Consider the following 22,427-nt stretch of genomic DNA (forward strand, 5'->3'; position numbering starts at 1 on the left):
AAAGGAGGAATAGATCATGTTAATGCCTAAAAGGGTAAAACATCGTAAGGTGCAACGTGGTAGAATGAAAGGTAAAGCTACAAGAGGTAATTTCTTAGCTTATGGTGATTACGGAATCCAAGCGCTAACTTGTGGATGGATAACAAGTAACCAAATTGAATCTGCCAGAATTGCTATCAATAGATACATTAAAAGAGGTGGAAAACTTTGGATAAAGATTTTCCCAGATAAACCAGTTACAGAAAAGCCAGCTGAAACAAGAATGGGTTCAGGTAAAGGATCACCAGAATACTGGGTTGCAGTAGTTAAACCAGGTAGAGTACTATTTGAATTATCAGGAGTACCAGAAGAAACTGCAAGAGAAGCAATGAGACTTGCTTCACATAAACTTCCTGTAAAAACAAAATTTGTTTCAAAAAGAGATTTTGAGGAAATGGGTGGTGAAGAATAATGAAGGCTAGAGAATTAAAAGAATTGAAATCAAGCAATCCTCAAGATTTAACAGTTAAATTGGGCGATCTTAAAGCGGAGTTATTTAATTTAAGATTTCAATTAGCTACAGGACAATTAGAAAATCCAATGAGAATAAGAGAAGTTAAGAAATCTATAGCCCAAATAAAAACCATCTTAAGAGAAGAAGAATTAAAAGCATTGGAACAATAAAAGTTGGAAGGAGGTAAGCCCTAATGGAAAGATCATTAAGAAAGAAAAGAATTGGTAGGGTTGTTTCTGATAAAATGGAAAAAACTATTGTAGTTGCCGTTGAAACTAAGGTTAGACACCCATTATACGGTAAGACAGTTAATAGAACTACAAAGTTTAAAGTACATGATGAGAATAATGAAGCTAAAATTAATGATAGAGTATCAATAATGGAAACTAGACCTTTATCTAAAGATAAGAGATGGAGACTTGTTGAAATAGTTGAAAAGGCTAAATAAGCTTTAAAACTGAAAGGAGGGTAATTTAATGATACAACAACAAACCTTATTAAAGGTTGCAGATAATTCAGGTGCAAAAGAAATTATGTGTATCAGAGTATTAGGTGGATCTAAAAGAAAGTTTGGTAATATCGGCGATGTTATAGTTGCTAGCGTTAAAAGTGCAACACCAGGTGGAGTTGTTAAAAAAGGTGATGTTGTAAAGGCAGTTGTAGTTAGATCAGTAAAAGGTGTAAGAAGAGCTGATGGTTCATATATTAAATTTGATGAAAACGCAGCAGTTATAATCAAAGATGATAAGCAACCAAGAGGAACTCGTATCTTTGGACCTGTTGCTAGGGAGCTAAGAGATAAAGAATTCACTAAAATTTTATCATTAGCACCAGAAGTTCTATAAGAGGAGGTGGCCAACTTGAAGATACATGTAAGAAAGAATGATACAGTTATTGTTATATCTGGAAAAGATAAAGGCAAAACTGGTGAAGTGTTAAAAGCGTATCCAAAGACAGGAAAAGTTCTTGTTCAAGGAGTTAATATAGTTAAAAAACATCAAAAAGCTAATAAGGGTCAAGTTGAAAGCGCTATAATTGAAAAAGAAGCAGCGATCAACAGCTCAAAAGTTATGTTATATTGTAACAAATGTAAGAATGCGACTAGAATTAGTAACAAAGTTTTAGATGATGGTACTAAGGTTAGAGTATGTAAAAAATGCGGAGAAACATTCTAGATTTTGAAAGGAGGTAACTAATATGACAAGACTTCAAGAAAAATATCAAAAAGAAGTAGTTCCAGCTATGATTGAAAAGTTCGGATATAAAAACATAATGGAAGTACCAAAGCTAGAGAAGATAGTAATCAATATGGGAGTTGGAGAAGCTAAGGAAAATCAAAAAGTGCTAGAATCAGCAGTTAATGATTTGACTTTAATAGCAGGTCAAAAGCCTGTATTAACAAGAGCTAAAAAGTCTGTAGCTAACTTTAAAATTAGAGAAAACATGCCATTAGGATGCAAAGTTACTCTAAGAAAAGCTAACATGTTTGAGTTTGCTGATAAACTAATGAGCATCGCACTACCAAGAGTTAGAGATTTCAGAGGGGTTTCTAGCAAAGCTTTTGATGGTAGAGGAAATTATTCATTAGGAATTAAAGAACAATTAATATTCCCAGAAATAGAATATGATAAGATAGATAAAGTTAGAGGAATGGATATAATCTTCGTTACTTCAGCTAACACTGACGAAGAAGCTAGGGAATTATTAAGATTCCTTGGAATGCCATTCGCTCAATAATAAGGAGGGAAACACATTGGCACGTAAGGCTATTATTGAAAAGTGGAGCAAAACTCCTAAATACAAGACAAGAGCTTATACAAGATGTAGAATATGTGGAAGACCACATGCTGTATTAAAAAAATATGGAGTATGCCGTATTTGTTTTAGAGAACTTGCTTATAAGGGCGAAATTCCAGGTTGTAGAAAAGCAAGTTGGTAAGATATACGATGTAACGAAAGGAGGCACATTAAATGGTTATGACAGATCCTATAGCAGATTTATTAACTCGTGTAAGAAATGCTAATGCTGTAAGACATGAAGTGGTAGAAGTACCTTCTTCAAACGTAAAGAAGGAAATTGCAAATATATTATTACAAGAGGGTTATATAAAAGAAATAAATGAATATAACGATGGAGTTGTTCCAATGTTAAGATTATCTCTTAAGTATGGAGCTAATAAAGAAAGAGTTATAACTGGTATTAAGAGAATTTCTAAACCAGGATTAAGAGTTTATTGTAAGAAAGACGAGGTACCAAAAGTTCTTAATGGATTAGGTATCGCTGTTGTTTCAACTTCAAATGGAATAATGGTAGATAGAGAAGCTAGAAAGAACGGATTAGGTGGAGAAGTAATCTGCTACGTTTGGTAATATCTCAGATAAATTAAACTAGATAAAATTGTAAAATGCAATTTTAAAATAATACAGGAGGTGCAATTATGTCAAGAGTAGGTAGATTACCAATAGCTATTCCTGCTGATGTAACTGTTACTGTAACACCAGACAATTTAGTTACAGTTAAGGGACCAAAAGGTGAATTAGTTAAAACTATGCATAAAGATATTAGCATAGCTGTTGAAAACAATGAAGTAATTGTTACTAGACATAGTGAACAAAAAGATCACAGAGCTCTTCACGGTTTAACAAGAGCATTAATTAATAATATGGTAATTGGAGTAAAACAAGGTTACCAAAAAACTTTAGATTTAGTTGGTGTTGGTTATAGAGCTCAATTACAAGGTAAAAAGCTTGTAATGAACCTTGGATATTCACATCCAGTTGAAATTGAACCTATTGACGGAATCACATTTGAAACTCCAGCTGCAACTAGAGTAATAGTTAGTGGAATCGACAAAGAAAAAGTTGGATTTGCTGCAGCGGATATAAGAAAATGGAGAGTACCAGAACCATATAAGGGTAAAGGTATTAAGTATGAAAATGAAGTGATCAGACGTAAAGAAGGTAAGACTGGTAAGAAATAATAGAAAGGAGTGAGTTTTATGTTCAAAAAGGTAGACAAAAAGGCGAGCAGAGAAAAACGTCACCTTAGAGTTCGTAAAAAAGTTTTTGGAACTGCGGAAAGACCAAGACTTTCAGTATTTAAGAGTGAAAAGAATATATATGCACAAGTTATTGATGATATAAATGGTGTTACATTAGTAGCTGCTTCAAGTTTAGAAAAAGATTTTGCTGCAAAAGGCGGAAACAAAGAAGGTGCTAAACTTGTAGGTGAATTAGTAGCTAAAAAAGCTATAGAAAAAGGAATTGACGTAGTGGTATTTGATAGAGGCGGATACATATATCACGGAAGAATTCAAGAATTAGCACAAGCAGCTAGAGAAGCTGGCTTGAAATTCTAATTAAACAAGGAGGGAAATAAATGAGAATCGATCCTAGTACACTAGACCTTAAAGAAAAGGTTGTTTTCATAAACAGAGTTACTAAGGTTGTTAAGGGTGGTAGAAACTTCAGATTCAGCGCTCTAGTTGTTGTCGGAGACGAGAACGGACACGTTGGCGTTGGAATGGGTAAGTCAATCGAAATCCCAGAAGCAATAAAAAAAGGAATAGAAGATGCTAAGAAGAACTTAGTAAGCGTTGCAATGGTAGGAACAACAATTCCTCACCAAGTTAATGGTAAGTTCGGAACTGCAAATGTTCTAATTATGCCAGCTAAAGAAGGTACAGGAGTTATTGCTGGAGGTCCAGCAAGAGCAGTACTTGAATTAGCAGGATTAAAGGATGTTAGAGCTAAATCATTAGGTTCAAATAATCCTAATAACATGGTAAATGCAACAATAAACGGATTAGCTAGCTTAAGAACAGTAGAAGATATAGCTAAATTAAGAGGCAAATCTGTTGAAGAAATATTAGGTTAAGGAGATATTGCAATGGCTAAATTAAGAATTACATTAGTTAAGAGCTTAATAGGTAGAAAAAAAGACCATATCGCTACTGCAAATGCTCTTGGACTAACAAAGATAAGAAAAACAGTAGAACCTGAGGCAACACCTCAAGTTCAAGGTATGATAAAAAAGATTGAATATCTATTAAAAGTAGAAGAAGTATAAAAACAAGGAGGTGCACTGAATATGAAACTTCACGAATTAAAACCAGCAGCAGGTAGCAAGAAAGCACCTAAAAGAATTGGTAGAGGTACTGGTTCTGGATTAGGAAGAAATGCTGGTAAAGGTGAAAAGGGTCAAAATGCAAGATCAGGTGGTGGCGTAAGACCTGGTTTTGAAGGCGGTCAAATGCCTTTATATAGAAGACTTCCTAAGAGAGGTTTTACAAACATTTTTGCAAAGAAGATTGTTAGCATAAATCTTGACAGATTAAATATCTTTGAAAATGGTACTGAAGTTACTCCAGAATTACTACTTGAAAGAAGAGTTGTAAGTAAAGTTTTGGATGGAGTAAAGATTCTTGGAAACGGAACATTAGAAAAAAGCTTAACGGTTAAAGGATGTAAGTTCTCTAAGTCTGCTATAGAAAAGATTGAAGCAGCTGGGGGAAAAGTTGAGGTGATGTAAAGTGCTTCAAACTTTAAGCAATGCATTCAAAGTTCCTGAACTTAGAAAAAAGATTTTATGGACAGTATTATTAGTTGCAGTTTTCAGGATGGGAAGTCATATTCCTCTTCCTGGAATTAACTCTGATTTTTTAAAAAATCTATCTCAGTCTGGTGGACTATTAGGATTTTATGATATGCTTTCTGGAGGAGCTTTTAGCAGATCCAGTATATTAGCATTAGGAGTTATGCCATACATTAATGCATCAATAATAATTCAATTATTAACTGTTGCTATCCCACAATTGGAGCAACTATCAAAAGAAGGAGATACTGGCAGAAAAAAGATACAAAATGCAACACGTTATGTATCTCTTGGAATAGCTTTTATCTTAGCTTATGGAATTTTTGCAACAATTTCAAGTAGTGGAGCTACAGTTGGATTAACTGCAATCCAAAAGACTATTGTTGTTTTTGCACTAGTGGTTGGAACAACATTTTGTATGTGGTTAGGTGATCAACTTACAGTTAAGGGCATTGGAAATGGTACTTCAATACTAATATTCGTTAATATAATTTCGAGAGTTCCAGCAACAATTGCTTCAATGATGACACTTCAGCAAGCAGGAAGTGCAAGTATTGTGGAAATTGTACTATTTGGAGTATTTACCGTATTTCTACTTGCGACTATACTATATTTTTCTTTATCAGAAAGAAGGATACCTGTGCAGTATGCTGGTAAATTTGCATCAGGCAATAGTAATATGGTTAAATCACAATCAACACATATACCATTAAGTATAATTGGATCAGCGGTTCTTGCTATTATATTTTCTATGTCCGTAATGGATTTTCCAAAAACTATTGCCACATTATTTGGTGGAGTAGGTGAAAGTCAAAAAGAGTGGGCAAAGTGGGTATTAAATAATCCTACATCTGTCTTTAATCAAAAGAGTTGGATGTATATGGTACTATATGCAGTACTGACAATATTCTTTAATTGGTTTTATACTCAGATTACATTTAAACCAGATGAAATGTCTGAGAATTTGCATAAATCGGCAGGATTTGTGCCTGGAGTAAGGCCAGGTGAAGAAACCACAACATATTTTGAAAGAGTTTTAAACAGACTATCTTTTATTGGAGGTATATTAGCAGCGGTATTGGCTGTAACTCCAGTTATAATACAAAACTATACACAATTTCAAAATATAGCTTTTTCAGGAACTGGATTATTAATTGTTATAAATGTTGCGTTAGATTTTACTAGAAAAGTAGAATCACAAATGGTAGTTAGGCACTATAAAGGATTTCTTAAATAGATTAGAATAAATGGAGATGAAGCCAGTGAAGATAGTATTACTAGGTCCTCCTGGAGCTGGAAAGGGAACACAGGCTAAATCAATTAGCAATAAATATTCAATACCACATATTTCTACAGGTGATATTTTCAGAAAGAATATTTCTGAAAACACTCCCTTAGGAATAGAAGCAAAGGGTTATATTGATAACGGACAATTAGTTCCTGATGAAGTAACAATTAATATGGTTAAGGATAGACTGCAACAGGACGATTGTAAGGTCGGATATTTATTAGATGGTTTTCCTAGAACTGTGGCTCAAGCTGATGCTCTTAACAACTTTCTTGTAGATAAGAATGAACAATTAGATACCGCATTGCTTATAAAGGTACCTAATGAATTTATTCTAGAAAGAATGACTGGTAGAAGAGTATGTCCATCATGCGGAGCAAGTTATCATGTTAAATTTAATCCTCCAACAAATGAAGGAAAATGTGATTTGTGTGGAAGTGAAGTTATACAGAGAAAAGATGATACAGTTGAGACTGTAAAGGAAAGACTTGATGTATATCAAAAGGAAACACAACCGCTAATTGAATTTTACGGTGAAAAAGGCTTGCTTTCAGAAGTGGATGGCACAAAAGCTATTAATGAAGTTTTCAGAGGAATATGTGAATTGTTAGGGAACAACAAATAATGATTACTGTAAAGAATCATGATGAAATAGCCATAATGAGAAAAGCAGGTAGAATAGTAGGAGAAACATTGCTATTGCTTGAAAAAGAGGTAAAACCCGGAGTAACAACTGCAAATTTGGATAGAATAGCAGAAGAATTTATAACTAAGCATGGAGCAAAACCTTCATTTAAAGGCTTATATGGTTTTCCTTCGTCACTATGTATTTCAGTAAATGAGCAAGTAATACATGGATTCCCAGGAGAATATGTTCTTAAAGAAGGCGATATAGTTAGTATTGACTGTGGGGCGTTTTTTGATGGATTCCATGGAGATGCTGCAAGAACTTTCTCTGTAGGGGAAGTTTCAGTAGAAGCTCAAAGATTAATTGATATAACAAGAGAAAGTTTTTTCCAAGGTATAAAGTTTGCAAAACAAGGAAATAAATTAACTGATATATCACATGAGATACAAAGCTACGTAGAAGCAGCAGGTTTCTCAGTTGTAAGAGATTTTGTAGGTCATGGGATTGGGCGAAAAGTTCACGAGGATCCTAATGTACCTAATTTCGGAAAGTCTGGTAGAGGTCCGAAATTACTGGAGGGTATGGTGTTAGCAATAGAACCTATGGTTAACGCTGGTACTTATAAGGTTAAGACATTAAAAGATGGATGGACAGTTGTAACAGCGGATTCTTCTTTATCGGCACATTATGAAAATACAGTTGCAATTTTATCAGATGGACCTGAAATATTAACACTGATTAAGTAGAATAAAGAGTGTTGCTTAGTTATAAATTTGCATAATACCGTTGTGGTAGTGTTAATTTATACTAAGGTAATCATAGAGGTGAAAAATTTGCAAAACAATGACTTGATTGGAAAAGTAGTACTTTCAAAAGCAGGAAGAGATAAAGATCACTTATATGTTGTTGTTAGGCAGATAGATGATGATTATGTATTACTAGCTAATGGAGATACAAAATTAATTGAGATGCCTAAGAAGAAAAAAATTAAACACTTAAGTATTTTAGAAGATGTAGATGATGAATTATTATCATTAATAAACTCATGCGATAAGAGTACTAATTTAAAGATTAAGAGATTCCTAAAGCTTAGAGGCATTGTTAAGGAGGGTTGATTACCTTATGTCAAAAGATGATGTTATAGAAATGCAAGGTACGGTATTAGAATCTTTACCAAACGCTATGTTTCAAGTTGAACTTGAAAGTGGCCATAAGATTCTAGCACACATATCAGGTAAATTAAGAATGAACTTCATAAGAATTTTACCAGGAGATAAAGTTACAGTAGAACTTTCTCCTTATGATTTAACCAGAGGTAGAATTACATGGAGAGCAAAATAAAGTAGATATAACTTACATTGATCTACTACAAAAGTAATATGAGGAGGGTTAGCTATGAAAGTAAGACCATCAGTTAAGCCTATTTGTGAAAAGTGCAAAGTAATCAGAAGAAAAGGAAAAGTAATGGTAATCTGTGAAAATCCTAAGCACAAGCAAAAGCAAGGCTAATGATCAAGTTTACAATATTATTTACATTAAAATAAATGTAAATAATATTGACATTTCAGCAAAAGTCAAATATGATTATATAGTCGTTTAATTAATCAAAAATAAATTTTAGGGCGGCTGGCAATAGAATCGTCTATTGACCTAAAATTTTATTATAAATTATAAATTATAAATTATAAAATCAACTTTTATACATTTCAATTATCAGGAGGTGTAAATTTTAATGGCAAGAATATCAGGTATTGATCTACCAAGAGAAAAAAGAGTTGAAATAGGTTTAACATATATATATGGAATAGGATTATCAACTTCACAAAAAATCTTAGCTGTAACAGGAATTAATCCAGATACAAGAGTTAAGGATTTATCAGAAGAAGAAGTTAATGAAATCAGAACTTATATCAACAAGAATTTAATGGTTGAAGGTGACTTAAGAAGAGATGTCGCTTTAAATATCAAGAGATTAGTAGAAATAGGATCATATAGAGGAATTAGACATAGAAGAGGTCTTCCAGTAAGAGGACAAAAAACTAAGACTAATGCAAGAACTAGAAAAGGTCCTAAGAAGACAATAGCAAATAAGAAGAAATAGTAAGGAGGGAAGATAATGGCAGCTAAAACAGTAAAGAAAACTAGAAGAAGAAAAGAAAGAAAAAATGTTGAGCATGGTGCTGCACACATTAAGTCAACTTTTAATAATTCAATAGTTACTTTAACAGATGCAGTAGGAAATGCTTTATCATGGTCAAGTGCAGGAGCACTAGGTTTCAGAGGATCAAGAAAGAGCACACCATTTGCAGCTCAAATGGCAGCAGAAACTGCAGCTAAAGTAGCAATGGAACACGGCTTAAAAAGTATAGAGGTTTATGTTAAAGGACCTGGTTCAGGAAGAGAAGCAGCTATAAGATCCTTACAAGCAGCAGGACTAGAAGTAACTTTGATCAAAGATGTTACTCCAATACCACATAATGGTTGTAGACCACCAAAGAGAAGAAGAGTCTAATATAAATGTAGTAATAGGAGGTGTAATTTAATGGCAAGATATACTGGCGCTACATGTAGATTATGTAGAAGAGAAGGTATGAAACTTTTCCTTAAAGGTGATAGATGTTTTACAGATAAGTGTGCTTTCGTTAGAAGAAGCTATGCACCAGGACAACATGGAGCTAACAAAAAGAAAGTATCAAACTATGGTGTTCAATTAAGAGAAAAGCAAAAAGCAAGAAGAATTTATGGCATATTAGAAGGCCAATTTAGAACATATTATGAAAAAGCTGAGCATATTAAAGGTATAACAGGTGAAAACTTACTTAAATTACTAGAAATGAGACTTGATAACATAGTTTATAGATTAGGTTATGGTTCATCAAGAAATGAGGCAAGACAGTTAGTGACTCACGGACATTTCTTAGTAAATGGTAAAAAGGTTGACATTTGTTCATATCATGTTTCAGTTAATGATGTAATTACTGTATGCGAAAAGAGCAGATCAAGTGAAAAGTTCAAAACTTTTGTTGAAAATCCAAAAACTTTACCAAAATGGTTAGAAGCTAATGTTGATAACTATGAAGGAAAAGTAGTTGCAGAGCCATCAAGAGAAGATATAGATGTGCCTGTTAACGAAACACTTATTGTTGAGTTATACAGTAAATAATATATTTATATTTGTTAGAGAAATTTATCACAATATATGCAAATATAGAATCAGTTGCCCTCATAATAAGGTTGCCATTTTTAAAATAAGGAGGGTTTGTCAATGTTAGAAATCGAAAAGCCAATAATAGAATGTATAGAAGCTAATGAAGATGGTACTTATGGTAAGTACGTTGTTGAACCACTTGAAAGAGGATACGGTATTACATTAGGAAATGCCCTAAGAAGAATACTATTATCATCCCTTCCAGGAGTTGCAACAACCTCTGTCAAAATTGACGGTGTGCTTCATGAGTTTTCTACTGTTCAAGGAGTTAAAGAAGATGTTACTGAATTAATTCTTAATATCAAATCATTAGCTCTAAGGATGAATGGTGAAGGTCCAAAAGTTATTTATATTGATGCTAAAGGACCAGGAGAAGTTACTGGAGCAGATATAAAGACTGATGGTGATGTTGAAGTTGTTAATAAGAATTTACATATTGCAACTTTAGATAACGATGGAAGACTTTATATGGAATTGACAGTTAATAAAGGAAGAGGATATGTTACTCAGAATAAAAATAAGAGTGATGAATTACCAATTTCTGCTATAGCAGTTGATTCTATTTATACACCAGTAAAAAGAGTTAATTTTACTGTTGATAATACAAGAGTTGGTCAAATTACTGATTATGATAAATTAACTTTAGAAATTTGGACTAATGGTACTATAAAAATAGATGAAGCTATTAGTTTATCAGCAAAAATACTTATTGAACACTTTAAATTATTCATGTCATTAACAGATAATACTAATGACGTTGAAATAATGATAGAAAAAGAAGACGATAAGAAAGAAAAAGTCCTAGAAATGACTGTAGAAGAACTTGATTTATCAGTTAGATCATATAACTGTTTAAAGAGAGCCGGAATTAATACAGTCCAAGAACTTGCTACAAAATCTATGGATGATATGATGAAAGTAAGGAATCTAGGAAAGAAATCTTTAGAAGAAGTTGAAAGAAAGCTTAAAGAATTAGGTTTAGCCCTAAAACTAACCGAGGAGTAAGGAGGTAAATCCATGGCAGGTCATCGTAAATTAGGTCTTCCTACAGACCAAAGAAGAGCTATGCTAAGAAATCTTGTTACTAGTCTATTAAAACATGGTAAAATCGAGACAACTGAAACAAGAGCTAAAGAAACTAGATCAATAGCAGAAAAAATGATTACTCTTGGAAAAAGAGGAGATCTTCATGCTAGAAGACAAGTATTATCTTATGTTCAAGAAGAATTAGTTGTTAAGAATTTATTTGATAATGTAGCTCCAAAGTATACTGAAAGAAATGGCGGATATACAAGAATAATTAAAAAAGGTCCTAGAAGAGGGGACGGAGCTGAGATAGTAATACTTGAATTAGTATAATACTAATGGGGGATTAAGTTTAAACTTAATCCCCATTTTGACATAGAAAATAAAATTGGAACTTAATTTATTATAGAGATGTTTTCTTACTCAAGATATATATTTTTTTGTTGAATATGCTGGATTTTGAGATATAATGAAAATAATAATTTAATATCAAAGATAACAATGTTGTCTTTGAAAAACATTTGTATAATATATTAAAACTATAAAACATCATGGGGAGGTACACTATGAGTGATGCGATGATAAAGTGTGCAAAAGTATCTTTTAAATATGTAAAGGATACAGAAGGAGTTAAGCAAGAAAAATATGCGATAAAAGATGTAGATTTAGAGGTGAAAAAGGGGGAGTTTTTAGTAGTTTTAGGGCATAATGGATCAGGTAAATCAACGATAGCTAAGCATATGAATGCATTGGTCGTACCATCAGAGGGAACAGTGATTGTAGATGGCTTGGATACTAGTAAAATGGAGAATGTTTGGGAGATTAGATCTAGAGCAGGAATGGTGTTTCAAAATCCTGATAACCAATTAGTTGCCACCATAGTAGAAGAAGATGTAGCTTTTGGACCTGAGAATTTAGGAATAGAACCATTAGAGATAAGAAAAAGAGTCGATGAGAGTCTAGAGAAAGTTGGAATGAGCAAATATAAAAGGCATGCACCACATCTTTTATCTGGTGGGCAAAAGCAAAGAATTGCTATAGCAGGAATACTTGCAATACAACCTGAATGCATAATTTTTGATGAACCTACAGCAATGTTGGATCCATCAGGAAGAAGAGAAGTTCTAAAAACCATAAATGAATTAAATAAAGTTCATGGTATTACTATAGTATTAATAACACATTATATGGATGAGGCAGCTCAAGCTGATAGAATTGTAGTAATGGATGGTGGAAGTGTAAAAATGGAGGGGACTCCTAGAGAAATTTTTCCTCAGGTAGAGCGAATGAAAAAAATAGGTTTAGATGTTCCACAGGTTACTGAATTAGCTTATGAGCTAAAAAAGGCAGGAATAGATATAAATGAAAAAATATTAAATGTGGATGAGATGGTGAATGAATTATGTCAATTAAAGTAGAAAATTTAACACACATATATATGCCTAAGAGTCCATTTGAAAAGATTGCATTGGACAATGTGTCTTTAGAAATAAAAGACGGAGAATTTGTAGCACTAATTGGGCATACTGGCTCTGGTAAATCTACTTTAATACAACATTTTAATGGTTTACTAGAAGCAACTAGTGGAGAAATAATTGTTGATGGAACAAATATTACTGATAAAAAAGCAAAGCTTACGGATATAAGAAAAAAAGTTGGCTTGGTATTTCAGTATCCAGAATATCAAATCTTTGAGGAAACTATAGCTAAGGATATTGAATTTGGGCCTAGAAATTTAGGACTTTCCGATAGCGAAATTAATGATAGAGTAATTAGGGCGATGGAAATGGTTGGTCTAGACTATGAGACTTATAAAGATAGATCGCCATTTGATTTAAGCGGCGGTCAGAAGAGAAGAGTTGCAATTGCAGGAGTTATAGCAATGCAACCTACAACACTAATATTGGATGAGCCTACGGCAGGGTTAGATCCAAAGGGTAGAGATGATATATTAGATCAGATAAGAAAGCTACATGAGGATTATAATATGACTATAATTATAGTTAGTCATAGTATGGAGGATGTTGCAAAGATTGCAGAAAGAATTATTGTGATGAATGGCGGAAAAGTAGCACTACAAGGAACTCCAGCAGAAGTATTTAAAGAAGTTGATGTGCTAGAGAAGATAGGACTTGGCGTTCCTCAGGTAACATATCTAATAAGAGAACTAAGAAAAAAAGGATTTGACATTCCAGATAATATATTTACGATAGAGGAAGCAAAAAAGCAACTTTTGTCTACTTTGAGGATAAATAAAGTGAAAGGGGAATAGACAAAATTATGTTGAAGAATATTACAATAGGACAATATTTACCTGGAGAGTCATTTGTTCATAAGTTAGATCCTAGAACAAAAATACTTATATCAATACTTTTTATTGCATGTTTATTTATCATAAATAAATTTATAGGTTATACTTTTGTCGTTGTTTTTTTACTAGCTATAATATTGATCGCAAAGGTGCCATTTAGATTTATTTTTAATGGATTGAAGCCAATTTTTCTATTGATAGTCTTAACAGCTGCTCTAAATATATTTATGGTTAGGGGAGCTGAAGGGACAGAAGTTTTTAGTATTGGATTTTTAAAGGCATATCCAGAGGGGTTAAGTATTGCAGCATTTATGGCAATAAGATTAATTCTATTAATAGTAGGAACATCACTGTTAACATTAACAACATCTCCAATTGAGTTAACTGATGGAATCGAAAAATTATTAAGGCCAATTGGAAAAGAAATGGCTCATGAACTTGCTATGATGATGACAATAGCCTTACGATTTATACCTACTTTAATAGATGAAACGGATAAAATAATGAAAGCTCAGAAGGCTAGAGGAGCTGATTTTGAGTCAGGCGGAATAATAAAAAAGGCTAAGAGTTTAGTACCATTATTAGTGCCTCTATTTATCAGTTCATTTAGAAGAGCAGATGAATTAGCAATGGCAATGGAAGCAAGAGGCTATAGAGGTGGTGCTGGGCGAACTAGAATGAAAATACTTGAATTTTCGTATAGGGACCTGGTTGCTTTTATTGTATTTTGTATTTTAGTTTTATGGTGCATAGCTGTAAGATTCATTATGCTATAGGAGTAAGATAACTTAAATGAGAAATATAAAATTAATTATTGAGTTTGATGGAAGTAACTTTTGCGGATGGCAAAGGCAACCTAAAGGAAGAACTGTTCAAAAAGTAATAGAGACAGCAATATTTAAGGCTACTGGAGAGGAAATTATGATTAATGGAAGTTCCAGGACTGATGCTGGTGTTCACGCAAGGGAAATGGTTGCAAATTTTTTGACTAATTCTTCAATACCTGGAGATAAGTTCAGAGAAGCTATTAATACAAGATTGCCAGAAGATGTATCTATAATTAAATCAGAAGAGGTAAGTGAAGATTTTCATGCAAGATATTCATCAAAGGGAAAGACATACTCTTATACAATCGTAAATAGATATGAAAGGTTATCTTTAGGTCATCAATATCTGTATCATTATAAGTATAAATTGGATATAAATGAGATGAGAAGAGCATGTGAATATTTTATAGGGAGACATGACTTTAGGGCGTTTATGTCTCCAGGAAGCTCAATAAAAACTACAACAAGAACTATTCAGGATCTCTATATAGAGCAAAATGGAAATGAAATAAAAATATTTATTACGGCTGATGGATTTTTGTATAATATGGTGAGAATAATAGTAGGCACATTAATAAAGATTGGAAATGGAAAGCTGGAAGCGGAAAATATAAAAGATATAATAGAAGAAGGAAATAGAAAAAAAGCAGGAATGTGCGTACCGCCAAACGGATTAATATTAGAAAAAGTTTTCTATTAAATGATAAAAATGTGTTGACACGCCCGTGTGCGTGTATTATAATAGGTTTGTTTGTTAAAACATTTATGTATATAAGATCCACTAGCCCCGGGTCTTGACATAAAAAATCTTACTTAAAATAATAAGTAAAGAATTAATGTAAGTTCAGGGAGGGAAACAGATGAAATCATACATTGCTAAAGCAAGTGAAATTGAAAGAAAATGGTATGTAGTTGATGCTGCTGGTAAGCCACTAGGTAGAGTTGCTAGCCAAGTTGCTTCAATTTTAAGAGGTAAAAATAAACCAACATTTACACCTAATGTTGACTGCGGAGATTTTGTTATTGTAATTAATGCAGAAAAGGTAGTTTTAACTGGTAAGAAATTAGATCAAAAATTAATGAGAAAGCATAGTCTTTACCCAGGCGGATTAAAAGAAACTCCTTATAGAGTAGTATTAGATAAAAAGCCTGAATTTGCTTTTGAAGAAGCAGTAAGAAGAATGCTTCCAAACGGTGTTTTAGGAAGACAAATGTTAAAGAAATTAAATGTATATAGAGGTGCAGAACATAATCATGCGGCTCAAAAACCAGAAGTACTAGAATTAAGATACTAATACGATCTCGGGAGGAGGAAAAAGAAATGGCAAAAGTTCAATACATGGGAACTGGAAGAAGAAAGAAATCAGTTGCAAGAGTAAGACTTGTACCAGGAAGTGGTAAGGTTCTTGTAAATAAAAGAGAAATAGAAAACTTTTTTGGTTTAGAAACATTAAGAGTTATCGTAAACCAACCATTAGTTTTAACTGGAACTAAGGATAGATTTGACGTTTTAGTAAATGTTCACGGTGGTGGATTTACAGGTCAAGCAGGAGCTATTAGACATGGTATAGCTAGAGCATTAGTTAAATCTGATGAAGCTTTAAAGCCAGAATTAAAGAAGGCTGGATTCTTAACAAGAGACCCAAGAATGAAAGAAAGAAAGAAATACGGTCTTAAAGCAGCAAGAAGAGCTCCACAATTCTCAAAGAGATAATATTTGGAGATCAAAAATCCCACAAACGCGGTGTTTGTGGGATTTTTATTTTATATAAAAATATGTGATTTTAAAGAACAAATATAAATAATAGTTATTACATTTCTAGTAATGCGGTTCTGGTGCCACTTCCTAATATAGTTATAAACTCTTCTATTATATATATGCTCAAGCTAAGCCTATATATTTTGCCTTAAATGAATTCTTTAGCTATTACAAGTCTAAATATAGCTCTATTATATACAATATATATTCATGTATATATAAGTTCTAAATGGTATAATTCATTCTTTATAAAATTATTAACATTTCTATATATGGTAATTACAGATGGATTTCAATTGATTAAATATTTTAGATATTATATTAAAAATTGTGGTGATACATCTATTGGGTGTTCTATAAAATATGCTTAATAAAAAATAAAAGTTTATTAATATAAATGAATTTGAATAATTAAGATTGTATAGCAAACAATACACTATGTAAGTCTAAATGATTTGGAGGAATAGTTTTATGAGAATGAAAAAATGGATAGCATTGTTCTGCATATTTTGCTTAATGTCTGGAATTCCAGTAAGAACAAATTCCGAAGAAAATAAAGATAAAAGGATAATATTGATAGATCCTGGTCATGGAGGAATTGATGGCGGGGCAAAATCAAAGAGTGGAACTATAGAGAAGGATATAAATTTATCTATATCCTTAAAGTTAAAACAGGAGCTGGAGGATGCTGGATATGCTGTGTATATGACAAGAGAAGGAGATTCTCAATTGGATGCGAAGAAAGTTAAAGATCTCAATGCCAGATGTCAAATGAAGAAAGATGTTAAATGTGATACATTTATATCTATACATCAGAATATGTTTCCACAGTCCAGTTGCTTTGGGTCTCAAGTTTGGTATTCATCGAATGAGATCAGCAAGTCTTTAGCAGAAAATATTCAAGCATCACTCAAAGAAACAATAAATGATAATAATAAGAGAGTTCCCAAGGCAGCAAAGGAACAATATAGAATACTTAGAGATGGATATGAGGGTGCATGTGTTCTCGTAGAATGTGGCTTTTTATCTAATTATGAGGAAGAGCAAAAACTAAAAAGTGATGAACATCAGGACAAAATAGCAAAAGGAATAACAGCTGGTATCAATAAATATTTTGAAAGTAAAGATAGCTAGTTATTTAATTTCATAAAAATGGGACCAACTTTTATGCTGTTTTTTGGATAGTCATAAGAGTGGTATAATTTGTCTACTAATAAAAAAAGATTATACAATAACAAACAGGTTAAAAGAACAATTAAAAAGTAAATTAGTATAGTAAGGAATTTATCTAAATTTTTAGGGTTCATAAATTAACCTCTCAAATATATAAAATAATTATATATGTTGCAATTGAATTCTTGCATTTTTAAAATTCAATACTTGGCTTACAAGTATTCTAAATGTAAGCCAGTTATTGCAACATATATATAATTATAGTAGTAATGAACTATAATTATGAGCGATAAATTTAAAAATAGAGAAAGTATTTAGTAATATTAAGCAGGAAAATACTAAAAATCATCATAGGGAATGCTCCGTTTATGATTATGATGTACAGTATATACCGCAATTGCTTGTATGGAGGTCTGAGAATTATTGGATTAAATAAAATTTATTTGGGGTTGTAAATAGTAAGAAATACTTTTAAACTTATATGTAGTAATAAGTATAAATGTATAGTTTATAAGCGATAATAAAGGAGCTGTAAGAATGAGAGAAATAAATGTTGAACTTATAACAGAAGCTATTAAAAATTTATCAATTGAAGCTAATTATTTCTTAGGATCAGATATTAATGATGCATTATTAAATGCTAAGAAAGAAGAACCATGGAAATTAGCATCCGATGTTTTAGATAAGATATTAATAAATTCAGAAATTGCAAGAAATGAAAAAATGCCTATGTGCCAAGATACGGGAATGGCATGTGTATTTATTGAAATAGGACAAGATGTTCATTTAGTTGGTGGAAGGATTGAAGATGCTATTAATGAAGGCGTACGTAGGGGATATGAGGAAGGATTTCTAAGAAAATCGGTAGTAAAAGATCCGATAAGAAGAGTTAATACAAAGGACAACACTCCAGCTATAATATATTATGACATAGTGGATGGTGATAAGGTTAAGATCATATTAGCGCCAAAGGGATTTGGTTCTGAAAATATGAGTAAAATAGGTATGTTAAAGCCATCAGATGGACTGGATGGAGTGAAGAAGTTCATAATAGATACAGTTAAAGCGGCAGGACCTAACCCATGTCCTCCTATGGTAATAGGTGTTGGAATTGGAGGGACTTTTGATAAGGCAGCATACTTAGCTAAGAAAGCATTATTAAGACCCATCAATATAAGGAATGAAGATGAATTTTATAAGGAATTAGAATTGGAACTATTACAAGAAGTAAATAAATTGGGAATTGGACCACAAGGCTTCGGAGGTAAAACAACTGCATTAGGGTTAAATATAGAGACTTATTCAACGCATATTGCGGGGTTACCTGTTGCGGTAAATATAAATTGTCATGCTACTAGACATAAAGAGGTAATACTATAAAAACTATGATTTAAATAAGATATATATAAGTTCTAAATAACATAGCTAATTCTTTATGAACTATCTAACTTTGATTATTTGACTGCTTAAGATGAAGCTTTGATGGATTAAATTTTTTAGAGTCATATATTTTATTAAAAGTCTAATTGGTAAGAATGCATTAGAAATAAAAATTGAAATTATATGTATGATTGGAGAAAAGGTATGGAAATTAAATTAGAGACACCTCTTAATGAAGAAAAGATAAGACAATTAAAAGCAGGAGATAGTATTTTGTTAAGTGGGATAATATACTCTGCTAGAGATGCCGCACATAAAAGATTGATAGAATTGCTTGATGAAGGGAAGGAACTGCCTTTTAATATAAAAGATCAGGTTATATACTATGTTGGACCATCACCAGCTAAGCCAGGTACTGTTATAGGATCTGCTGGTCCAACAACTAGCTACAGAATGGATGCTTATGCACCTAAATTAATGGACATTGGACTAAAAGGAATGATAGGTAAAGGTGCAAGAAACGGTGAAGTAATTAGTTCAATCAAAAGCAATGAGGCAGTATACTTTGGAGCAATTGGAGGGGCAGCCGCATTAATAGGAAAAAGTATTATTAAGTCTGAAATAATCGCTTATGAAGATTTAGGTGCTGAAGCTATAAGAAAAATGGAGGTTAAGGATATGCCTCTAGTTGTTATTATAGATGCTCAAGGAAATAACTTGTATGAAATTGGTCAAAGAGAATATTTAGATTCGGTAAAATAAAATGAAGTTATATATTAAGCCGTATTAAAAGGAGAAATATATGAGCAGAATTAAGTTACCAGGAAAAGAGAAAAATAAAAGAATACTATTATTTGTGTTAGTACTAATAGCATTGGGAATAATATCTCATGAATTTATAGAAAATAGAAATAGCAAGGATAAGAAATATAAAGAAGAAGAAATAATAATGCCTGAGGGAACGCAACAATCAGATAATAATGTAGCCAATAAAGAACTAGAAAGTATAGATATGAAGGATGATTCTAAAAAGGCTGTTAATGATAAAACAAATGAAAAGTCTAGTTATTCGGAAAGGGAAAATGAATTATACGACGAAGCATATAATTTATTTTTTTCACATAAGTACATTGAGTCAATTAGCAAAGCAGATTTGCTTATAAATGAATTTCCAAGTAATGCAATGGGATATAATATAAGAGGAATTGCGAAGTCTTATAATGGAGATTTTAATAGTGGTATAGATGATATAGATAAGGCATTAAGTATTGATAACAATTATGGATATGCAAGGTTTAATAAAGCACTTACATATGAATTATATGGAAGAATGGATGATGCACTTGAATGGTATAATAAGGCTTTAGATGTTGAAGCTTATGAATGGAGTTATTATGGTATAGCATCTATTTATGGAAGAAGAGGAGACATAAAAAATACAATGCTGTATTTGAATAAAGCAATACAAATAGATGCATCAATAAAGGAGATAGCAAAAGAAGAACATGATTTTGATCCAGTTAAAGATTCAGAAGAATTTAAAAAAGCAGTGTATAATTAATATTTAGAAGATAAGTTCATTGTAAAACAATATTATGTGAGACGTGGACTTTAGGAGGAATTTGTATGTTCAATGTATTAGTAGTTGATGACGAAAAGGAAATACGAGATGCAATTGAAATATATTTAAGAGGCGAAAATTTAAAAGTATTTAAGGCTGAGGATGGATTGGAAGCTTTAGATATTCTTGAAAAAGAAAAAATACATTTAATTATACTAGATATAATGATGCCTAGATTTGATGGGATACGTACTTGTTTAAAGATAAGAGAAAGTCAAAACTTACCTATAATAATGTTATCTGCAAAAGGCGAAGATTCAGATAAAATATTAGGATTAAATGTAGGGGCGGATGATTATATAACTAAACCATTTAACCACTTAGAATTGGTAGCAAGAGTTAAATCTCAATTAAGAAGGTATGAGAAACCTCTAAATGTAGAAGAGGGGAAGGATATAATTAAAGTTAAAGATTTAGTAATAGATACTGTTGCAAAAAAGATTACTTTGCGAGGAGAAGATGTTAAGGTAACAGCTACAGAATACAAAATATTATATTTGCTAGCATCAAACTTAGGAAAAGTATTTTCTATTAAAGAGATATACGAACACGTATGGGAAGAGATATTTTACAAAAGTGAAAATACAGTAACCGTACATATTAGGAGAATAAGAGAAAAAATTGAGATAAACACAAAAGAGCCTGAATATATCAAGGTGGTGTGGGGGATTGGATACAAGATTGAAAAGGAAGATTAGGCTATATTTTAGTAGCATCTATTTAGTAGATATAATAATTGTAGCATTGATAACATTATTTTTACTTTCAGCATTGGGTGATTATATACAGATCAATAGGTCGCAACACAGTTTAGCAGTTAATAGAATTAAAAGTGATTTAAGAGGACTAATTTTCTTAGCTGTCATATATGTGGCGTTTATTACAAAGATTATTTTCATATTGAAAAAGAATCAAAATTCACCTAGAATACAATCTGATTTTGTTAATAATGTGATTTTTGTAATTAAAAATGGATTTCATTATAAAGAAACAAGGAGCAAATTAATAATATCCATTGCATTAGCATTGATATTGTTAATTGCATATTTATATTTTCTTGCTACTGGAGGATATGAAAATAATATATTTGTGAAGTTTTTTCAAACGTATCCGTTTAAAGGAAGTGTATTTGTTATTATAATATTATTTTTCACTATGATGTATGCATTAAAGAAGACTCTAGACATAATAGTCGTAAATGATGCACTCAGAAGAGTTAGTGAAGGAAATTTGCAAGATGATATTAAATTGGATGGATCGCCTGCGATAAAAGAGCTTGCAAAAAATATTAACTTAATAAAAGCGGGATATAAGGAAATATTAGAAGATGGTGTCCACAATGAGAAACTGAAAACAGAATTAATATCGAATGTATCGCATGACTTAAAGACGCCTTTAACATCAATTATAAATTATGTTAACATACTAAAGAATAGTGATATAACGGAGGAAGAAAGAGAAGAATACTTGTTAATATTAGAGAGAAAGTCGCTAAAATTAAAAGTATTAATTGAAGATTTATTTGAAATGTCAAAAATCAATAGTGGGAAAATTAAGTTAAATAGAGAGTTAATAGACATACTATCATTAATACATCAAGGTATAGGTGAATACAGTACTTTATATGAGGAAAAAAATATTTCCTTTAAAGTAACAAGTGAAGAAGATGCTGTATATATGGAACTTGATGGAAAGATGATGTCAAGAGCCTTAGAAAATATAATAATTAATGCACTAAAGTATTCAATGAGCAATACTAGGGTTTATATTAATGTAAAAATAGATGGTGATTATGTTAATGTCGGCGTGAAAAATATTGCTAATTACGAAATGGATTTTAATGAATACGAAATGTTTGAAAGATTTGCAAGAGGGGATAAGTCTAGAAATTCTAAAGTAGAGGGTTCTGGACTAGGTCTAGCAATCACAAAGAGTATAGTTGAACTTCATGGTGGAGAAGTTAAAATAAAAAAAGAAGGAGATATGTTTAAAATTTATCTTATGCTTCCAATAAATAAGGGATAAAAAATATTAATAAATAAATTTTATCAATTAGGTAGTTAATCTATAGAAAACTAAAGATTAGCTACTTTTTTCATATATATCTATAAATTTTAAG

General features: G+C 31.8%; 36 protein-coding genes. All 36 read left to right on the top strand.

The window, feature by feature from the left end; all coding sequences use genetic code 11:
- Window positions 1–16 precede the first annotated feature (16 nt).
- The 36 genes from rplP to AXY43_RS15520 all read left to right on the top strand — a co-directional run bounded on the left by rplP (window position 17) and on the right by AXY43_RS15520 (window position 22,333).
- The gene (rplP, locus tag AXY43_RS15345; RefSeq protein WP_008426579.1) at window positions 17–451 is read left to right on the top strand and encodes a 50S ribosomal protein L16; all 435 of its coding nucleotides are present in this window, start codon (window positions 17–19) and stop codon (window positions 449–451) included.
- Window positions 451–663: a 50S ribosomal protein L29 gene (gene rpmC / locus AXY43_RS15350; protein WP_009167820.1), complete on the top strand. Its 213-nt coding sequence runs from the start codon at window positions 451–453 to the stop codon at window positions 661–663. Before rplP ends, rpmC begins: the two co-directional genes overlap by 1 nt.
- Window positions 664–686: 23 nt before the next feature.
- Window positions 687–941, top strand: a complete 255-nt coding sequence (rpsQ, locus tag AXY43_RS15355) for a 30S ribosomal protein S17 (protein WP_011967517.1) — start codon at window positions 687–689, stop codon at window positions 939–941.
- Window positions 942–969: 28 nt separating this feature from the next.
- The gene (gene rplN / locus AXY43_RS15360) at window positions 970–1,338 is read left to right on the top strand and encodes a 50S ribosomal protein L14 (protein WP_011967518.1); all 369 of its coding nucleotides are present in this window, start codon (window positions 970–972) and stop codon (window positions 1,336–1,338) included.
- Window positions 1,339–1,353: 15 nt separating this feature from the next.
- Window positions 1,354–1,668, top strand: coding sequence for a 50S ribosomal protein L24 (gene rplX, locus AXY43_RS15365; protein WP_011967519.1), 315 nt, complete (start codon window positions 1,354–1,356; stop codon window positions 1,666–1,668).
- Between the two features lie 22 nt (window positions 1,669–1,690).
- The gene (rplE, locus tag AXY43_RS15370; protein WP_023974819.1) at window positions 1,691–2,230 is read left to right on the top strand and encodes a 50S ribosomal protein L5; all 540 of its coding nucleotides are present in this window, start codon (window positions 1,691–1,693) and stop codon (window positions 2,228–2,230) included.
- Between the two features lie 16 nt (window positions 2,231–2,246).
- On the top strand, window positions 2,247–2,432 hold the full coding sequence (locus AXY43_RS15375) for a type Z 30S ribosomal protein S14 (RefSeq protein ID WP_009167825.1): 186 nt from the start codon (window positions 2,247–2,249) through the stop codon (window positions 2,430–2,432).
- A 32-nt stretch (window positions 2,433–2,464) separates the two neighbouring features.
- Complete coding sequence (gene rpsH / locus AXY43_RS15380) at window positions 2,465–2,863, top strand: 30S ribosomal protein S8 (protein WP_008426597.1); 399 nt, start codon at window positions 2,465–2,467, stop codon at window positions 2,861–2,863.
- A 68-nt stretch (window positions 2,864–2,931) separates the two neighbouring features.
- Window positions 2,932–3,474, top strand: a complete 543-nt coding sequence (gene rplF, locus AXY43_RS15385; RefSeq protein ID WP_011967521.1) for a 50S ribosomal protein L6 — start codon at window positions 2,932–2,934, stop codon at window positions 3,472–3,474.
- An 18-nt stretch (window positions 3,475–3,492) separates the two neighbouring features.
- Complete coding sequence (rplR, locus tag AXY43_RS15390; RefSeq protein ID WP_011967522.1) at window positions 3,493–3,852, top strand: 50S ribosomal protein L18; 360 nt, start codon at window positions 3,493–3,495, stop codon at window positions 3,850–3,852.
- Window positions 3,853–3,872: 20 nt separating this feature from the next.
- On the top strand, window positions 3,873–4,370 hold the full coding sequence (gene rpsE, locus AXY43_RS15395; RefSeq protein ID WP_011967523.1) for a 30S ribosomal protein S5: 498 nt from the start codon (window positions 3,873–3,875) through the stop codon (window positions 4,368–4,370).
- Window positions 4,371–4,382: 12 nt separating this feature from the next.
- The gene (rpmD, locus tag AXY43_RS15400; protein ID WP_011967524.1) at window positions 4,383–4,562 is read left to right on the top strand and encodes a 50S ribosomal protein L30; all 180 of its coding nucleotides are present in this window, start codon (window positions 4,383–4,385) and stop codon (window positions 4,560–4,562) included.
- Window positions 4,563–4,583: 21 nt separating this feature from the next.
- On the top strand, window positions 4,584–5,024 hold the full coding sequence (rplO, locus tag AXY43_RS15405; RefSeq protein WP_011967525.1) for a 50S ribosomal protein L15: 441 nt from the start codon (window positions 4,584–4,586) through the stop codon (window positions 5,022–5,024).
- Between the two features lies 1 nt (window position 5,025).
- The gene (gene secY, locus AXY43_RS15410) at window positions 5,026–6,324 is read left to right on the top strand and encodes a preprotein translocase subunit SecY (protein WP_023974818.1); all 1,299 of its coding nucleotides are present in this window, start codon (window positions 5,026–5,028) and stop codon (window positions 6,322–6,324) included.
- A gap of 25 nt (window positions 6,325–6,349) precedes the next feature.
- On the top strand, window positions 6,350–7,000 hold the full coding sequence (locus tag AXY43_RS15415) for an adenylate kinase (RefSeq protein WP_011967527.1): 651 nt from the start codon (window positions 6,350–6,352) through the stop codon (window positions 6,998–7,000).
- Complete coding sequence (gene map / locus AXY43_RS15420) at window positions 7,000–7,749, top strand: type I methionyl aminopeptidase (RefSeq protein ID WP_023974816.1); 750 nt, start codon at window positions 7,000–7,002, stop codon at window positions 7,747–7,749. The genes AXY43_RS15415 and map overlap by 1 nt, the downstream gene beginning before the upstream one ends.
- A gap of 87 nt (window positions 7,750–7,836) precedes the next feature.
- Window positions 7,837–8,118 carry a KOW domain-containing RNA-binding protein gene (locus AXY43_RS15425; RefSeq protein ID WP_011967529.1) on the top strand — a complete coding sequence of 94 codons (282 nt, stop codon included), beginning with the start codon at window positions 7,837–7,839 and terminating at the stop codon, window positions 8,116–8,118.
- A gap of 7 nt (window positions 8,119–8,125) precedes the next feature.
- Entirely contained in the window at window positions 8,126–8,344 is a 219-nt protein-coding gene (gene infA / locus AXY43_RS15430; RefSeq protein ID WP_002582630.1) for a translation initiation factor IF-1, read from the top strand.
- Between the two features lie 54 nt (window positions 8,345–8,398).
- Window positions 8,399–8,512, top strand: a complete 114-nt coding sequence (rpmJ, locus tag AXY43_RS15435; RefSeq protein WP_003156543.1) for a 50S ribosomal protein L36 — start codon at window positions 8,399–8,401, stop codon at window positions 8,510–8,512.
- Window positions 8,513–8,735: 223 nt separating this feature from the next.
- Window positions 8,736–9,104 (top strand): 30S ribosomal protein S13, encoded by a 369-nt coding sequence (gene rpsM / locus AXY43_RS15440; RefSeq protein WP_011967530.1) that lies wholly within the window; start codon window positions 8,736–8,738, stop codon window positions 9,102–9,104.
- Between the two features lie 15 nt (window positions 9,105–9,119).
- Window positions 9,120–9,515: a 30S ribosomal protein S11 gene (rpsK, locus tag AXY43_RS15445; RefSeq protein WP_011967531.1), complete on the top strand. Its 396-nt coding sequence runs from the start codon at window positions 9,120–9,122 to the stop codon at window positions 9,513–9,515.
- A 30-nt stretch (window positions 9,516–9,545) separates the two neighbouring features.
- Window positions 9,546–10,166, top strand: a complete 621-nt coding sequence (gene rpsD, locus AXY43_RS15450; RefSeq protein WP_011967532.1) for a 30S ribosomal protein S4 — start codon at window positions 9,546–9,548, stop codon at window positions 10,164–10,166.
- Between the two features lie 102 nt (window positions 10,167–10,268).
- Entirely contained in the window at window positions 10,269–11,216 is a 948-nt protein-coding gene (locus AXY43_RS15455) for a DNA-directed RNA polymerase subunit alpha (RefSeq protein WP_011967533.1), read from the top strand.
- Between the two features lie 12 nt (window positions 11,217–11,228).
- Window positions 11,229–11,570, top strand: a complete 342-nt coding sequence (gene rplQ / locus AXY43_RS15460; RefSeq protein ID WP_011967534.1) for a 50S ribosomal protein L17 — start codon at window positions 11,229–11,231, stop codon at window positions 11,568–11,570.
- 233 nt (window positions 11,571–11,803) lie between these two features.
- Window positions 11,804–12,655 (top strand): energy-coupling factor transporter ATPase, encoded by an 852-nt coding sequence (locus tag AXY43_RS15465; protein ID WP_023974815.1) that lies wholly within the window; start codon window positions 11,804–11,806, stop codon window positions 12,653–12,655.
- The gene (locus AXY43_RS15470) at window positions 12,640–13,509 is read left to right on the top strand and encodes an energy-coupling factor transporter ATPase (protein ID WP_023974814.1); all 870 of its coding nucleotides are present in this window, start codon (window positions 12,640–12,642) and stop codon (window positions 13,507–13,509) included. Before AXY43_RS15465 ends, AXY43_RS15470 begins: the two co-directional genes overlap by 16 nt.
- 8 nt (window positions 13,510–13,517) lie before the next feature.
- Entirely contained in the window at window positions 13,518–14,324 is an 807-nt protein-coding gene (locus AXY43_RS15475) for an energy-coupling factor transporter transmembrane component T family protein (protein WP_017209692.1), read from the top strand.
- Between the two features lie 16 nt (window positions 14,325–14,340).
- A complete protein-coding gene (gene truA, locus AXY43_RS15480; RefSeq protein ID WP_023974813.1) occupies window positions 14,341–15,075 on the top strand; it encodes a tRNA pseudouridine(38-40) synthase TruA in 735 nt (244 codons plus the stop codon).
- A 160-nt stretch (window positions 15,076–15,235) separates the two neighbouring features.
- The gene (rplM, locus tag AXY43_RS15485; protein WP_011967539.1) at window positions 15,236–15,670 is read left to right on the top strand and encodes a 50S ribosomal protein L13; all 435 of its coding nucleotides are present in this window, start codon (window positions 15,236–15,238) and stop codon (window positions 15,668–15,670) included.
- A gap of 26 nt (window positions 15,671–15,696) precedes the next feature.
- Window positions 15,697–16,089 (top strand): 30S ribosomal protein S9, encoded by a 393-nt coding sequence (rpsI, locus tag AXY43_RS15490; protein ID WP_008426638.1) that lies wholly within the window; start codon window positions 15,697–15,699, stop codon window positions 16,087–16,089.
- Between the two features lie 516 nt (window positions 16,090–16,605).
- Window positions 16,606–17,268, top strand: a complete 663-nt coding sequence (cwlD, locus tag AXY43_RS15495; protein WP_017209690.1) for an N-acetylmuramoyl-L-alanine amidase CwlD — start codon at window positions 16,606–16,608, stop codon at window positions 17,266–17,268.
- A 576-nt stretch (window positions 17,269–17,844) separates the two neighbouring features.
- Complete coding sequence (locus AXY43_RS15500; protein WP_023974811.1) at window positions 17,845–18,687, top strand: fumarate hydratase; 843 nt, start codon at window positions 17,845–17,847, stop codon at window positions 18,685–18,687.
- A gap of 204 nt (window positions 18,688–18,891) precedes the next feature.
- A complete protein-coding gene (locus AXY43_RS15505) occupies window positions 18,892–19,449 on the top strand; it encodes a Fe-S-containing hydro-lyase (RefSeq protein ID WP_017209688.1) in 558 nt (185 codons plus the stop codon).
- Between the two features lie 40 nt (window positions 19,450–19,489).
- Window positions 19,490–20,248: a tetratricopeptide repeat protein gene (locus AXY43_RS15510; protein WP_017209687.1), complete on the top strand. Its 759-nt coding sequence runs from the start codon at window positions 19,490–19,492 to the stop codon at window positions 20,246–20,248.
- A gap of 65 nt (window positions 20,249–20,313) precedes the next feature.
- Window positions 20,314–21,006 carry a response regulator transcription factor gene (locus tag AXY43_RS15515; protein WP_011967544.1) on the top strand — a complete coding sequence of 231 codons (693 nt, stop codon included), beginning with the start codon at window positions 20,314–20,316 and terminating at the stop codon, window positions 21,004–21,006.
- Window positions 20,978–22,333: a sensor histidine kinase gene (locus AXY43_RS15520; RefSeq protein WP_017209686.1), complete on the top strand. Its 1,356-nt coding sequence runs from the start codon at window positions 20,978–20,980 to the stop codon at window positions 22,331–22,333. The genes AXY43_RS15515 and AXY43_RS15520 overlap by 29 nt, the downstream gene beginning before the upstream one ends.
- The last annotated feature ends 94 nt before the right edge of the window (window positions 22,334–22,427 follow it).

The organism is Clostridium sp. MF28 (genome assembly GCF_002969175.1).
Lineage (GTDB): Bacteria > Bacillota > Clostridia > Clostridiales > Clostridiaceae > Clostridium > Clostridium beijerinckii.

Coding starts and splice junctions, on each gene's coding strand:
- rplP (WP_008426579.1), top strand. CDS start 17: ATGTTAATGCCTAAAAGGGTAAAACATCGTAAGGTGCAACGTGGTAGA.
- rpmC (WP_009167820.1), top strand. CDS start 451: ATGAAGGCTAGAGAATTAAAAGAATTGAAATCAAGCAATCCTCAAGAT.
- rpsQ (WP_011967517.1), top strand. CDS start 687: ATGGAAAGATCATTAAGAAAGAAAAGAATTGGTAGGGTTGTTTCTGAT.
- rplN (WP_011967518.1), top strand. CDS start 970: ATGATACAACAACAAACCTTATTAAAGGTTGCAGATAATTCAGGTGCA.
- rplE (WP_023974819.1), top strand. CDS start 1,691: ATGACAAGACTTCAAGAAAAATATCAAAAAGAAGTAGTTCCAGCTATG.
- rpsH (WP_008426597.1), top strand. CDS start 2,465: ATGGTTATGACAGATCCTATAGCAGATTTATTAACTCGTGTAAGAAAT.
- rplF (WP_011967521.1), top strand. CDS start 2,932: ATGTCAAGAGTAGGTAGATTACCAATAGCTATTCCTGCTGATGTAACT.
- rplR (WP_011967522.1), top strand. CDS start 3,493: ATGTTCAAAAAGGTAGACAAAAAGGCGAGCAGAGAAAAACGTCACCTT.
- rpsE (WP_011967523.1), top strand. CDS start 3,873: ATGAGAATCGATCCTAGTACACTAGACCTTAAAGAAAAGGTTGTTTTC.
- rpmD (WP_011967524.1), top strand. CDS start 4,383: ATGGCTAAATTAAGAATTACATTAGTTAAGAGCTTAATAGGTAGAAAA.
- rplO (WP_011967525.1), top strand. CDS start 4,584: ATGAAACTTCACGAATTAAAACCAGCAGCAGGTAGCAAGAAAGCACCT.
- map (WP_023974816.1), top strand. CDS start 7,000: ATGATTACTGTAAAGAATCATGATGAAATAGCCATAATGAGAAAAGCA.
- infA (WP_002582630.1), top strand. CDS start 8,126: ATGTCAAAAGATGATGTTATAGAAATGCAAGGTACGGTATTAGAATCT.
- rpmJ (WP_003156543.1), top strand. CDS start 8,399: ATGAAAGTAAGACCATCAGTTAAGCCTATTTGTGAAAAGTGCAAAGTA.
- rpsM (WP_011967530.1), top strand. CDS start 8,736: ATGGCAAGAATATCAGGTATTGATCTACCAAGAGAAAAAAGAGTTGAA.
- rpsK (WP_011967531.1), top strand. CDS start 9,120: ATGGCAGCTAAAACAGTAAAGAAAACTAGAAGAAGAAAAGAAAGAAAA.
- rpsD (WP_011967532.1), top strand. CDS start 9,546: ATGGCAAGATATACTGGCGCTACATGTAGATTATGTAGAAGAGAAGGT.
- AXY43_RS15455 (WP_011967533.1), top strand. CDS start 10,269: ATGTTAGAAATCGAAAAGCCAATAATAGAATGTATAGAAGCTAATGAA.
- rplQ (WP_011967534.1), top strand. CDS start 11,229: ATGGCAGGTCATCGTAAATTAGGTCTTCCTACAGACCAAAGAAGAGCT.
- AXY43_RS15465 (WP_023974815.1), top strand. CDS start 11,804: ATGAGTGATGCGATGATAAAGTGTGCAAAAGTATCTTTTAAATATGTA.
- AXY43_RS15470 (WP_023974814.1), top strand. CDS start 12,640: ATGTCAATTAAAGTAGAAAATTTAACACACATATATATGCCTAAGAGT.
- AXY43_RS15475 (WP_017209692.1), top strand. CDS start 13,518: ATGTTGAAGAATATTACAATAGGACAATATTTACCTGGAGAGTCATTT.
- truA (WP_023974813.1), top strand. CDS start 14,341: ATGAGAAATATAAAATTAATTATTGAGTTTGATGGAAGTAACTTTTGC.
- rplM (WP_011967539.1), top strand. CDS start 15,236: ATGAAATCATACATTGCTAAAGCAAGTGAAATTGAAAGAAAATGGTAT.
- rpsI (WP_008426638.1), top strand. CDS start 15,697: ATGGCAAAAGTTCAATACATGGGAACTGGAAGAAGAAAGAAATCAGTT.
- cwlD (WP_017209690.1), top strand. CDS start 16,606: ATGAGAATGAAAAAATGGATAGCATTGTTCTGCATATTTTGCTTAATG.
- AXY43_RS15500 (WP_023974811.1), top strand. CDS start 17,845: ATGAGAGAAATAAATGTTGAACTTATAACAGAAGCTATTAAAAATTTA.
- AXY43_RS15505 (WP_017209688.1), top strand. CDS start 18,892: ATGGAAATTAAATTAGAGACACCTCTTAATGAAGAAAAGATAAGACAA.
- AXY43_RS15510 (WP_017209687.1), top strand. CDS start 19,490: ATGAGCAGAATTAAGTTACCAGGAAAAGAGAAAAATAAAAGAATACTA.
- AXY43_RS15515 (WP_011967544.1), top strand. CDS start 20,314: ATGTTCAATGTATTAGTAGTTGATGACGAAAAGGAAATACGAGATGCA.